General features: G+C 57.8%; 12 protein-coding genes. 1 reads left to right on the top strand and 11 read right to left on the bottom strand.

Going from position 1 to position 12970, the window contains the following annotated elements:
* Positions 1–28: 28 nt before the first annotated feature.
* The 10 genes from Q0955_RS08170 to Q0955_RS08125 all read right to left on the bottom strand — a co-directional run bounded on the left by Q0955_RS08170 (position 29) and on the right by Q0955_RS08125 (position 9854).
* Positions 29–1417: a sigma-54 dependent transcriptional regulator gene (locus Q0955_RS08170; protein ID WP_299422857.1), complete on the bottom strand. Its 1389-nt coding sequence runs from the start codon at positions 1415–1417 to the stop codon at positions 29–31.
* A gap of 4 nt (positions 1418–1421) precedes the next feature.
* Complete coding sequence (locus tag Q0955_RS08165) at positions 1422–1547, bottom strand: hypothetical protein (protein ID WP_299422855.1); 126 nt, start codon at positions 1545–1547, stop codon at positions 1422–1424.
* Position 1548: 1 nt separating this feature from the next.
* On the bottom strand, positions 1549–2847 hold the full coding sequence (locus Q0955_RS08160) for a c-type cytochrome (RefSeq protein ID WP_299422853.1): 1299 nt from the start codon (positions 2845–2847) through the stop codon (positions 1549–1551).
* A 3-nt stretch (positions 2848–2850) separates the two neighbouring features.
* On the bottom strand, positions 2851–4008 hold the full coding sequence (locus Q0955_RS08155; RefSeq protein ID WP_299422851.1) for a formate dehydrogenase subunit gamma: 1158 nt from the start codon (positions 4006–4008) through the stop codon (positions 2851–2853).
* Between the two features lie 167 nt (positions 4009–4175).
* Positions 4176–4769, bottom strand: coding sequence for a formate dehydrogenase FDH3 subunit beta (gene fdh3B, locus Q0955_RS08150; RefSeq protein WP_299422848.1), 594 nt, complete (start codon positions 4767–4769; stop codon positions 4176–4178).
* 12 nt (positions 4770–4781) lie between these two features.
* Positions 4782–7676: a formate dehydrogenase subunit alpha gene (locus Q0955_RS08145; RefSeq protein ID WP_299422845.1), complete on the bottom strand. Its 2895-nt coding sequence runs from the start codon at positions 7674–7676 to the stop codon at positions 4782–4784.
* 110 nt (positions 7677–7786) lie between these two features.
* The gene (locus tag Q0955_RS08140) at positions 7787–7978 is read right to left on the bottom strand and encodes a ubiquinol-cytochrome c reductase iron-sulfur subunit N-terminal domain-containing protein (protein ID WP_299422843.1); all 192 of its coding nucleotides are present in this window, start codon (positions 7976–7978) and stop codon (positions 7787–7789) included.
* Between the two features lie 51 nt (positions 7979–8029).
* Positions 8030–8638 carry a molecular chaperone TorD family protein gene (locus Q0955_RS08135; RefSeq protein WP_299422840.1) on the bottom strand — a complete coding sequence of 203 codons (609 nt, stop codon included), beginning with the start codon at positions 8636–8638 and terminating at the stop codon, positions 8030–8032.
* Between the two features lie 2 nt (positions 8639–8640).
* On the bottom strand, positions 8641–9300 hold the full coding sequence (locus Q0955_RS08130; protein ID WP_299422837.1) for a DUF3306 domain-containing protein: 660 nt from the start codon (positions 9298–9300) through the stop codon (positions 8641–8643).
* On the bottom strand, positions 9297–9854 hold the full coding sequence (locus tag Q0955_RS08125; protein WP_299422834.1) for a DUF3305 domain-containing protein: 558 nt from the start codon (positions 9852–9854) through the stop codon (positions 9297–9299). The genes Q0955_RS08130 and Q0955_RS08125 overlap by 4 nt, the downstream gene beginning before the upstream one ends.
* 332 nt (positions 9855–10186) lie before the next feature.
* Between Q0955_RS08125 and Q0955_RS08120 the strand changes: the two genes are divergently transcribed.
* A complete protein-coding gene (locus Q0955_RS08120; RefSeq protein ID WP_299422831.1) occupies positions 10187–12160 on the top strand; it encodes a 4Fe-4S binding protein in 1974 nt (657 codons plus the stop codon).
* Here Q0955_RS08120 and Q0955_RS08115 read toward each other — a convergent pair.
* Entirely contained in the window at positions 12154–12912 is a 759-nt protein-coding gene (locus Q0955_RS08115) for a hypothetical protein (protein ID WP_299422828.1), read from the bottom strand. The two genes, Q0955_RS08120 and Q0955_RS08115, sit on opposite strands and share 7 nt — an antisense overlap.
* Between the last annotated feature and the right edge of the window lie 58 nt (positions 12913–12970).

The raw sequence follows: 12970 nt of genomic DNA, 5'->3' as shown, positions 1-12970 counted from the left end.
AGGGAGAGGGTCTTGAGACTCTGAGGTCTCAGTCATTCCACATCGCACATTTGCGGTCGATGGTTTTGCGCGAAATGCCCAAGCGTCGTGCCGCCTCTGCACGGTTGCCATCACAGGCATCCAACACGGTCAGGATATGCCGACGTTCCACCGCCGCCAGGCTGTCCACGGCCTCGACTTCTTCGTCAGATCCGCCCACGGCAAATTCAGAGGCCCACTCGCCCACAATCAGGGACCGCTCAATAAGATTGCGTAATTCCCGCACGTTACCGGGCCAGTCATAGCGCGCCATATTGAGCAGAACGCCTTCAGACAGGGTCAAAGGCGGCACCCCCAAAGACTTGGAAATCTGCTGAATGAACATCAACGCCAGCTCTTTCAAATCCCCATTGCGCGTGCGCAGCGACGGCATCTGAATGTTGAGCACATTGATCCGATGGTACAGATCTTCGCGCAATCGGCCATCCTGCACGGCTGCTTCCATGTCCGCATTGGTGGCAAACAGGAACCGCAGATCCAGCGGCACCTCACGCGACGATCCAACGGGCCGGATTTTACGCTGTTCAATCACCCGCAAAAGGGCCGCTTGCACCGGAAGCGGCAGCTCCACAATCTCGTCCAGATACAATGTGCCGCCGTTGGCATTCATAAACACACCGTCATGACGCACTGTGCGCCCGCCGGCATCCTGACGGATATGACCAAACAGCTCATGCTCAATCATGTCGCCTGCAATGGTGGCGCAATTGATGGGCACAAAAGGCTTTTCTGCACGCGGCGACATCAGGTGAATCGCCCGTGCCGCCACTTCCTTGCCAGTGCCGGTGTCACCTGTCAGCAAAACCGGTGTTGGCAAAGGCGCTGCCCTTGCCATGGTGGCGCGGATTGTCTCAATCTCCGGAGAACTGCCCAGCAAACGCGCCCGTACCTGTTCGTTGCCGGAGGCCAACTCATACTTGAGCAGGTAGTTTTCCCGCCGCAGGTTCACCCGATCCACACAACGTGCAACCGCGTTGAGAATCTGGTTGGAGCGGAAGGGTTTCAGAACAAAATCCACGGCCCCCGCCCGCATCGCCTCAATCGCGGTGTCCATATCGGCAAAAGCGGTGATCAGGATGGTGTCGGCAAAGAACCCCAACTTGCGTTGTTCGCTGAGCCACTCCAACCCGGTTGTGCCTGGCATCACATTGTCCAGGATCACAATGTCAAAATGGTTCGCATCCAAAAGCCGGCTGGCAACCTCGGTATTGGCCGCCTGCTCCACGCGGGCGACCACAGGTTCCAGGATTTTCACAATAAAATTGCGAATACCCGGCTCGTCGTCGACCACCAGCACAGAGGCCGCGGACAGTCCCATGCCAAATTCCGAAGGCGCGCGGTCTTTGCCCCGGGAGTGTGGTCGCTCAAGTTGGTTCATTTACTTAGTCCAGTCGCACGGAAGGTCCACTGCCCGCTTCAGTAGTCGAAAAGCCCAGGGAGTGCAGCCCGTAATAGGCCACAACAGAAATCCCTGCGACGGTTACACAGGCTAGCAAAAAAGTTTTCATCTCAGTCGTCCTTGATGTCGCTGTAAGTCCGCAGAAACTCGATGAGATCTGCACGATCCTCTGCGCGGGCGATGCGCTGAACTGGCATTTTTGTACCCGCAATATACACGTCTGGTCCCAAATCAAAAAGCGCATCAATGGTTTGCGCGGACCAGACAATGTCTGAAGTCTGTAAAGTGTCGGAATAGCTGTAGTCTGCCACGGCGCCAGCGCGGCGGCCAAACAGGTCTTTGAGTGAGGGCCCCGCGCGGCGGGCGCTGTCTCCGGTCAATGTATGGCAGATCGAGCATTTGCGCTGAAACTGGCGCTCGCCGTTAGAGGCGCTGTCGTTGCCATTCAGAAAGGCGCGGTCCTGCTCGACCATGCGCGGGACGTCAGCCTGATCCGACAAAGGCCAACTGAACAAGGAATCGTCCAACCCGCCTGCGTGGATGTTTTCGCCATCCGCAGAAAACGCCAGCGCCCAAATTGGACCGCGGTGTGTGGCACGAAAGTCATTGGCAATCGACCAGTCTTGCGTGTTGAGCAGCAGGATATAGCCCTCTCCATCCCCAACCGCGAGGTGTTGGCCTTGCCGGTCTAGGGCCATAGCCAGAATAGGGCGGCGTTCCAGCGTCACGTCTTTGATAAGTTCGGCAGTTTTAGCATCCACAACTTTGGTTGCGCCATCAACCGCGCCAAACGCCAGCCATCCCGCTGTTTCATTGAGCACCAATGTGTTGACGCCAAATCCATTGGACAGAAACAACTGATGCAAATTGCCAGTCGCAACTTCATAGATGCGAATCTTGCCGTCAGATGCCCCTGCGAACAGCAGGTTCCCAGCAGCGGAGAACGCCACGTCATTGACGTTGGACCCGACGTCAATGAATCGCGGCGCATTGCCATCAAGCGACCAAAGCCCAATCGTGCCGTCCCAACTCGCAGACGCCACCAGTTGCTGATCTGGCGACACCCGCACCGACATAACCTTGCCTTTATGTCGTCCAAGCTCTTGCGACGTGCCCGTCTCCAGATCCCACAGGCGGACAGCAAAATCATCACCGCCGGAGACAGCGCGCATGTCGTCCACAAAAGCCACAGTGTTCACTGCCGCCTCATGGCCGTCCAGCCACGTTGGAATGCGCCCGGACCAGAGCCCAAGCGCATTGTCAAAACTGGCGGTCAGAACACGTTGACCGTCCGGCGACACGGCAATCCCTTTGATGGGACCGCCGTGGCCTTCCAGAGTGAAAAACTCACCCGCCAGCGTGGCAATCGGCCACAGCAAGAGTGCCAGAAGTGGCGCCCACACCCGCATGGGTCATTCCGCAGGTGTGGCTTGATCTGGCGCGGCGTCTTTGGCCTTCGCCATCTCTTCGTCATACCAGATCGAGTGGTGCTCTTTCGCCCACTGCTCATCCACTTCGCCGGTGGCCATGGTTTCCAGAGCACCTTCCATACCAACGCTGCCCAGATAGATATGCGCAATGATGATACCGATGAAGATAAATGCGACGATGCCATGCCAGAGCTGCGACAGCTGCATTTCCTCATAGGGGCTCAGTACCTCCGGCAGAGGCGCGCCCGTGATCAGATTTGGCAGGCCAGTCATGTTGATGATCTGGAAGGTCTTGGCAAACACCGAGACTTCAAACGGGAACAGCAATGCCACACCGGACAGGGAAATCGAGAAGCCCAGAATGATCACGGACCAGAACACAATCTTTTGCCCTGCGTTAAACTTCTTGGCGGGCGGGTGCACGCCTTTGGAGAACAGGCCACCAGCCTTGGCCATCCATTTGATGTCGCCGCGATCCGGAATGTTGTGTTTGACCCAAATGAGGAACACAAACACCAGGCTGATCATAAAGGCCCAGGAGATGTTGTTGTGCACCCATTTTCCAGCCTCAGCGATGTCGGCATAGATGCCATGGCCCATCCACGGGATTAGGAATTTGCGGCCGGCAATGAGGTAGAGACCCGTCAGGCCAAGCAGGATGAAGCTTACGCCCATAACCCAGTGGCAGAACCGCTCAAAAGCCGCAAAACGGATGATCATGCGGCCGGTTTTGGGCCCGTCGATCAGGATTTTGCCGCGATAGAGGTAGAAAGCAAGGATGACAGCCATCATGCCGCCCAGGAACCACAGACCGTAGGTCAGCATTGGTCCTTCGCGGAAAGACAGCCATGCCATGCCGGAATCTTGAATAAGCAGGCCGGAGGTTGGTCCCCTTGCAGCGGTGGTTGTATCGGCGCTGCCGTATCGCAACGCGCGGAACACTTCCGCATCTGAGGCTGTTCCACGTGTGCCAAGCTGGCCAATCAACGCTTCGACATTGCCTTGGCCGGTCGCGTCCCGACGGAAGCTGTCATCCAACTTCTCGCCCCGTTGACGAGCCATAATGTCTTCCAGCGTCTGGGCACCACCTGTCGCAGCGCGATCGGGCACCTCTTCAGCGAAACCAGGCAAAGCCAACATAAAACTTAGTGCAATCCAGAGAAGCGCGCGCATCACATCCTCGATGTTTGAATAGTCAAATAGCGGCCCTTTCCCGCACGGAAAGCCACCGCATCTCGTTTGAGACAGTTGTGTCTAGTGTATTGGCGGCGCGGGATGTCGCGCCGCCAACAATTGAAAGGTTGGCGTTAGCCGCCTTTCTGTTCGTAGGCTGTACCCCAACCCCATGCACCGGAACCAAAGCCGCGAGCCACAACACGCTCACGGTAGATCGCGGACACAACGTCCCCGTCACCCGCCAGCAGCGCTTTGGTGGAACACATCTCGGCGCAGAGCGGCAGTTTGCCTTCTGCAATCCGGTTACGGCCGTATTTGGAGAACTCCGCGTTGGAGTGGTTCTCTTCAGGGCCACCTGCACAGAAGGTACATTTGTCCATTTTGCCACGGCTGCCAAAGTTGCCGGCCTGTGGGTACTGCGGCGCGCCAAACGGACACGCGTAGAAGCAATAACCACAGCCAATGCAGAGGTCTTTGGAGTGCAGGACCACACCTTCGTCGGTCTGGTAGAAGCAATCCACCGGGCAGACGGCCATACAAGGCGCGTCAGAACAGTGCATACAAGCCACCGAGATCGAACGCTCACCCGGGTTGCCGTCGTTGATGGTTACAACACGACGCCGGTTGATGCCCCAAGGCACCTCGTGCTCGTTCTTACAGGCCGTGACGCAGGCGTTACATTCAATGCAGCGTTCCGCGTCGCAGAGAAACTTACTTCGTGCCATTTCTCTCTCTCCTTAAGCTGCCCAGATTTTGCAAAGAGTGGTCTTGGTCTCTTGCATCTGAGTCACGCTGTCATAGCCGTAGGTTTGTGCCGTGTTGGTGCTTTCACCCAACACATATGGGTCGGCGCCTGCTGGATATTTGTCCCGCAAATCCTTCCCTTCGAAGTGACCACCAAAGTGGAACGGCATGAAGGCAACGCCTTCGCCAACCCGGTTGGTGAGCATGGCCATAACCTTGACCTTGCCGCCCTCTGGGCCTTCAACCCAAACCTGCGACCGGTCACGGATGCCAAGATTGTTCGCATCACGCGGGTTGATCTCAACAAACATGTCCTGCTGCAGTTCAGCCAGCCATGGGTTGGAGCGGGTCTCTTCACCACCACCTTCGTATTCCACCAGTCGACCAGACGTCAGGATGATTGGGTAATCCTTGCTGAAGTCGTTCTTCTGGATGGAGGCATACATGGTTGGAAGACGGTAGAACTTCCGATCCTCATAGGTCGGGTAGTCCTCAACCAAGTCACGACGCGGTGTGTACAGCGGCTCGCGGTGCAGCGGCACCGGATCCGGGAATGTCCACACAACGGCGCGGGCCTTGGCGTTACCAAACGGCGCACACTCGTGTTTGATCGCAACCCGCTGGATACCGCCGGAAAGGTCGGTTTTCCAGTTGGTCTTGGCACCAGCCACAGCGTCGATTGCCGCACGCTCGTCATCCGTCAGGTCGCCATCCCAACCAAGGTCCATCAGCATCTGCATGGTGAACTCTGGGTAGCCGTCCTGAATCTCGGAATCGAGGCTTGCAACACCTTCCGCCAAGAGGTTCTGACCATCACGTTCCACACCAAAGCGGGCGCGGAAGGTCAAACCACCCTCGGAGACACGTTTGGACATGTCATAGAGGTTTGGCGTGCCCGGGTGGTTCATCTCAGCGGTCCCCCAACACGGCCAAGGCATACCGTAGTAGTCGCCATCTGCAGGTCCACCGTTAGCCTTCAGCGTAGTCCGGTCGAAGGTGTGCTGGTTTTCCATGTGCAGCTTGATGCGCTCAGGAGATTGACCGGTGTAACCAATCGTCCACATACCTTTGTTGAACTCGCGTGTGACGCTTTCAATGTTAGGTGTGTTTTCGTCTTCCATCTCGATGTTGCGGAAGAAACGATCAGCCCAGCCAAACTTGTTAGCAAACATGCCCATGATCTCATGGTCCGGCTTGCTTTCAAACAGCGGAGCCACAACCTGATCACGCCACTGCAGCGAGCGGTTGGACGCCGTCACAGACCCGCGGGTCTCAAACTGCGTACAAGCTGGCAACAGGTACACGCCGTCGGTGCGGTCATGAAGCACGGCAGAAACAGTTGGATACGGGTCGACAACAACCAGCATGTCCAGCTTTTCCATCGCGGTTTTCATCTCGCGACCACGGGTCTGAGAGTTAGGCGCGTGGCCCCAAAGCACCATGGCACGGACTTTGTCCGGGTTGTCCATGTTCTCTGGATCTTCCAGAACACCATCGATCCAGCGCGACACCGGAATACCGGTGAGGTTTTGCAGCGACTTCTCTTTGCCGTCCGCACCAGTGGTTTTGGCAAACTGACCATTCAGCCATTCACCATCTTCTTCCCACACACGTCCCCAGTGCGCCCAGGCGCCTTTGGATAGGCCGTAGTAGCCTGGCAGGGTGTGGCTCAACACGCCAAGGTCGGTTGCGCCTTGTACGTTGTCGTGACCACGGAAGATGTTGGTGCCACCACCCTCTGTGCCCATGTTACCAAGGGCCAGCTGCAGAATGCAGTACGCGCGGGTGTTGTTGTTACCGTTGGTGTGCTGCGTACCACCCATACACCAGATCACGGTGCCTGGACGGTTGTTCACCAGTTGACGTGCCACACGACGCAGTTGCTCACCAGGAGCACCGGTCACGCGTTCCACTTCTTCTGGGTTCCACTGACGTACTTCGTCACGGATTTGGTCCATGCCCCAAACACGGGTGCGGATGAACTCTTTGTCTTCCCAACCGTTTTCGAAGATGTGCCACAGAATGCCCCAAACCAGCGCCACATCGGTGCCAGGACGGAAGCGTACATATTCATCTGCGTGGGCCGCCGTCCGCGTGAAGCGTGGGTCACACACGATCAGCGGTGCGTTGTTGCGCTCTTTCGCGCGCAGCACGTGCAACAGGGAAACCGGGTGGGCTTCGGCTGGGTTGCCGCCAATGATGAAGATGGCTTTGGAGTTGTGGATGTCGTTGTAGGAGTTGGTCATGGCGCCGTAGCCCCATGTGTTCGCAACACCCGCAACTGTGGTGGAGTGACAGATACGCGCCTGGTGATCCACGTTGTTTGTGCCCCAATAGGCAGCAAACTTGCGGAACAGATACGCCTGTTCGTTGTTGTGCTTGGCTGATCCCAGCCAATAAACGCTGTCAGGGCCGCTTTCTTCGCGGATCTGGTTCATGCCGTCGCCGATCTCGTCGATCGCCTGTTCCCAGCTGATGCGCTTCCACTCACCACCCTCTTTTTTCATAGGGTACTTCAGGCGGCGTTCACCATGCGCGTGTTCCCGCACCGATGCGCCTTTGGCACAATGGGATCCGAGGTTGAACGGGCTGTCCCAACCAGGCTCTTGCCCGATCCAAACACCGCTTTGCACTTCGGCCACAACGGTACAGCCCACAGAACAGTGGGTACATACGGATTTGATGGTTTGAACGGCAGTATTGGCGGCGTCTTGCGCCTGCGCCTGTGTAACGGTGCCACCGGTGGCACCAATCGCTGCCAGTCCACCAATGGCGAGACCGGATCCACGCAAAAATGTGCGGCGATCCACAGCTTTTTCAGCTGCGACAGACAGGATACTTGTCCGCTGGGGGCGTCGCGCAACCCCGTTGGTCTTTTTCCTTAGCATTCTTTCCTCCCTTGCTGCCCCGTTCGTCGAGGCTGGCTCGGTTAGTCTCAAAATCCCGACCGGTGGGCGTCACGCAACCAGTGGTCGGGGGCGGGTGTGATAACGTCCGATTAGAACCGGGTGCTATCGAGGTAAGCGCGGGTGTGCGCGGTGTCCTGCATCTCGGTGCGAGACAGATCAGCTGGCTGTGCCTCCGCCGCTTGTGGCGACATGGCTACAACTGCAGCGGCTGCTGGGGCTGCTGCTGTTGCGAGCTTCAGAAAATCGCGCCGGCTGGCACCTTTTTCCTCTGGCTTGCTCATGGCGAGCTCCTTATTTTGGGTCGGTCGGGGTCCGACGGTTTCAAGTGACGTTTACTCCGCCCCCATGCGGAACGCCTGTGTTTCAATTTCGAGGAAGGCTTTGCCCACCGTGCCCACCGGCGCATAGAGCACCGAATTTTGCGCCGCTTCCAAATCGGAGAAGAAGTGCTCCGCCCAAGCGGCAATATGGGTGAAGAAGAAATCTTTTTGCTTTTGCAGCGGCACCGGCTCGCCAAAACGACCGCGGATCATGCCCGCCATCATCTCCAGCAAGCTGGCGATGTTGTCTTCCGGCTCATACACATTGGGCGCGCGGGTGATGCGCAACGCCGCCATATCCGCCCGCAGGCTGGCCAGCGGTTTTTCGTTCAAAAAACCGGTCAGATAGTAGGAGGCAAACGGCATCAGCTCACCCCGGCCAAGGCCAATGAACAGCGCGTTGAACTCGGTTTCCACTGCGGCGGCATTTGTGGCTTTGGCCACACGGGCCAATGTGCTGATCGCCTGCCCAAGGTCGCTGTCATCGCCACCCAATGCAGCCGCATGCTGCAACAGGTCTTTGCTCGGCGGGTTGGCCAAAAGGGCGGCCAGAAAATCGTAAAGATCCGCGCGCAGCAGATCCTCTTCGGCAACGTGGGTGTCGGTGACGGCTTGGCTCATCGCTATGCCCTCTCTTCAGTCGTTTCTGATGCGGCAAACTCAAACCGCATACGGCGACGCAAAGGGGCCACAGGGAGCGCCTCCGCGTCAGGGAATGGTTCAGTAGGAGCCTCAGCTTCGGCCACCACGTCGATTGGCGCAACCACTACCGCTTCGGTCTCTTCGCCCTTGTCAGAGCTCTCAACCAATGCCGCCTCAGTTTGCACCTCAAACTCTTCCAGCGAGACGCGACCTTCGGCCAAGGCTTGCGCCTCTTCTTCCTGCCGCGCCATCTCTTTCACGTGTTCCAGCATGCCTTTGCCCACCTGGTAGGTGGTCTGTATCGCCTCAACGGCCATGGCGCTGTCGGTGAAATCTTCACCATAATCCACAAGCTCGTCGATGTTGGCCAACACCGGATTGCTCAACCAAAGTTTCCGCAACGCCCGCCGACGAATGCGCTCTGGTACGGCTTTCTCCAAAAACACCGAAAAGTCATCGCCCTTTTCAAGCGCATCCGGATCAGGCAAATCCAGCTCCGCCAAAATCTCTGCGTCCGACTTCTCCTCAAGCTCAGCATGGGCCTGCGCCAGCTCTGCCTTCTCAACAGCCACAACTTCGGCTTCTGCTTCCGCCGCAACGCCCGCCTTTCGGCGCGCCCAGAAATCCCCACCGCGGCTCAATTTGGCCTCCCGGTGCGCGGCGCGCGGTACACATCAGAGATCTGGGAAATACGCGCATCACCACGTCCATCTTCGACCAGATCAATCCGCTTCTTATCGCGGCGACGTTTTACAAAAGTCTCTTCTTCATGATGCTCTTCGACAAAGTCGCGCAGGAAGGCAACAAGCCCCTCCGGCATCGGCACCAACTCCAGCAGCTCTTCACCGCTGTCAGCATAATCCTGGAATTCATAGGCAGAGGCCGTTGCCAGCAGCACCTCATAAGGCCGCTCCGCATCACCATCTTCCGCTTCGCGCATCACCACGCCAATCGACGGCACACGGGCCGTCAGGGTGGTCAAATAGGCTTCGGTGTCGGTGTGCCACAATTCAAGCGGCACGGTGGCAGCATGGAATTCTACCGCCCCCTCTTCTTCGCGCATAACACGCCAATCAGCCTGGGCGGCTCCAGGGAGCACGCCAACAGCCTGCCACGCAAATTTCGCCCATCGGTTGGCCGAGGGCGTTCTGCGGATCACGATGCCCAACGGCAATGATACCGGCGCTTGGCGCATGAATTCGTATTCCTCCCGTGCCCACGCATTCGTCAGAAATTTTTTTCGCAGGCATCCTTAACTTCGGCACTTTCCTGGGCCTTGCCAAAGGAAAACGCAAAACCACGGTATTTTGCGCGAAAAACTAGACATTTTGGACCACCCAAACTTGCCCCGGCGTCACACATGGACAGATTGTCCACATCCCCCAAAAACCAATAGAATCACTTGGTTTTACGCTGGGTCAAATTCCAGTGATTCGGCAGAGACCGAGGGCTTTACGCAGAAGCAGAAACATGCATTTCTGACGCAAATCTACGCCTCCTCTTGGGGGTATTTTCTGGGAGGAAATCATGTCTAAGACATTGATTTTGTGTAACTGTTCGAAAAGTATGCCATTGAATACAGAAGGCTTCGACTCTGTTGGCACGGTGCAATGCTCCAAAGTGAACACCCCCCTTGGCGCGGCAGAGATGCAAACCGCTGCACAGCTTTTGCAGTCCGCCGAAGACCCCGCGACAACCTGTGTTGCCTGCACCCAGGAACAGAGTTTTTTCGCCGAGCTGGCGGACGAATTGTCCCTGCCCGAACCGACCTTTGTCGATCTGCGTGATCGCGCGGCTTGGTCAGATGAAGGTGCTGAAGCAGGACCCAAATCTACCGCTCTTTTGGCAGACGGTTTGCGGACCACTCCGGCCACCAAAACTTTCGACATCACCTCCGACGGCCTCTGCCTGATTGTTGGGCCGGAAGAGGTTGCTCTCGCCGCCGCACGCCAGTTGAAAGACTTTCTGAGCGTCACCGTGCTTTTGGCCCCTGGAAGCGACGCGCCAGAAGACCGCGACTTTGACGTGGTTGCCGGACAGCTGAAAAAAGCCTCCGGAGCCCTTGGCAACTTCTTGATTGAGATTGACGCGCTGCAACAAGTGGACTCCACCGGGCGCGGCGCAGCAACCTTTGGCGAGCCGCGCAACGGTGCGAAAACCACTTGCGACATCCTGCTCGACCTGCGCGGCGAAACCCCACTGTTCCCAGCCCCTGAGAAACGCGAAGGCTACCTTCTGGCAGACCCCAAGAGCCTGCCCGCCACTCATGCCGCCATCTTGGAGGCCTCCCATCTGGTTGGCACCTTTGAAAAGCCGCTTTATTTGGCGTTGGAAACCAGCATCTGTGCCCATTCCCGCGCTTCACAGACCGGATGCACCAAATGTCTGGATGTCTGCCCAACCTCAGCCATCCGTCCTGATGGCGACCACATCGACATTGACCCCAACATCTGCGCCGGCTGCGGCTCCTGTGCCGCGCTCTGCCCATCTGGCGCCATCACCTATGATGATCCGCCGGTCAGCGCACTTTTTGCCCGCATCAATGGCTTATCCGAAGCTTATCGCAACGCTGGCGGTGCGGCGCCCCGCCTGCTGGTGCATGACCGCAACTTTGGCGCGGAGTTGATTGCGCTGGCGGCCCGCCACGATCGCGGCTTGCCTGCCAAGGTAATCCCGCTTGATCTGGAACACATCAGCGGCTTTGGCCATGCGGAAATGCTCGCGGCCCTCTCCAGCGGTTTTATCGGTGTCGACGTGCTTGCTGCCCCAACCACAGACCGGGGTGCTCTGGACAGCGAACTCCTGTTGGCACAGGCACTCTGTGGCGACACCAACGCGCTGCGCATCCTTGACCCCGAGGAGCCAAGTGCCCTGTGTGATGCACTCTACGGAGCCTCTAGCGGGCTTGAACCCACCGCACCGATCCTGCCACTTGGCAACCGCCGGCAAGTCACCCGGCTTGCCGTCAAAGCGTTGCATGGGGACCTCGACACACCTCTGCCTTTGCCGGAAAACGCTCCCTACGGTGCCGTGCTGGTCGACAAAGACGCCTGCACGCTCTGCCTATCCTGTGCCTCGCTTTGTCCGGCGGGCGCCTTGGGGGACAATCCAGACAAGCCGCAACTGCGCTTTCAGGAAGACGCCTGTTTACAGTGTGGCCTCTGCGCCCATGTCTGCCCGGAAAACGCCATTTCTTTGGTGCCACAGATGAACACCGCCGACACCGCGCTGTCTCAGCAAGTGGTGCACGAAGAAGAGCCGTTTGACTGCATCGAATGTGGCACGCCGTTTGGGGTGAAATCCACCATCGAGCGTATTGTTGAGAAGCTCGAAGGCAAACACGCAATGTTTGCCACCTCAGACGCCGCCCGCATGATCCGTATGTGTGACGATTGCCGCGTAAACGCGCAGTTCCATCAGGAGAACAATCCGTTTTCCGGCAATGAGCGCCCACAGGTGCGTACCTCTGAGGACTACTTCAGCAAGCGCCGGGATCACTGATGCACAACCGGCGCTCCCAAATTGGCCGGGGCCATGGTCGCGGTATAGGCCACGATGTTCTCGAGCTCCTCCAGCGTCACCGTGACGGGGCTGATCGGGGACGGGCGGGTCTCGTCAAACGGTTCGGTAACATCGGGAATGATGGTGAACGACGGATGTGGGTTCAGCGCGTAAAACGCCCAGAACCGTTCCATCCAACCATCCAAACTGCGCAGCACCGCAAAGCTTGGCGTGGAGCCAATGCCGTTCATCCGATTGACGTCGCCCACAACATGGCAGCGACCACAGGCACTCAGCGCCAGTTCCGCACCACGTGCGGCATCGCCGTCCAATTCCGCCTCAACCGCAGCCTCAACCACGACAATCGGCACCTCAAACACCGCTTGCCCGTCACGCTTGAAACTCAACACTGTACGTTGCCCCACATCGCCGGTCAGCCAAGCCGCCAAAGTGGCCATATGCGGATCGTCCACCCTATGCACCGTCAGGCCATAGTTGTCTCCGGCACGCGAAAACACCGCCGCCTCACCATCTTTGATCAGGCTGCCTGCCGCGTCTCCCTCGGTGACCACCGTGACACGCACTCCATGTTTCAAAGTGAACCGGGGCAGCATAAATTTCACGACGCCGGTCTCTTGCACCTCCGGCGCAACCAACAAGCTTGTGGTTTTGCCCTGCGCACGCGCGGACCCGTCGGCCACGCAAGTTACCGACGCGACAACAACACCTATCAAAAACCGAAAAAAATCCATGACACAAACCTAGGCCTCCGCCGCGGCTTGCGTCAACATGGACCCAAGTAGAATGCCC

Source organism: uncultured Shimia sp. (assembly GCF_947493595.1).
Taxonomy (GTDB): domain Bacteria; phylum Pseudomonadota; class Alphaproteobacteria; order Rhodobacterales; family Rhodobacteraceae; genus Shimia.
The sequence above is the reverse complement of the archived record's forward strand: the minus strand, read 5'-3'. Positions and strand labels throughout refer to the sequence as shown.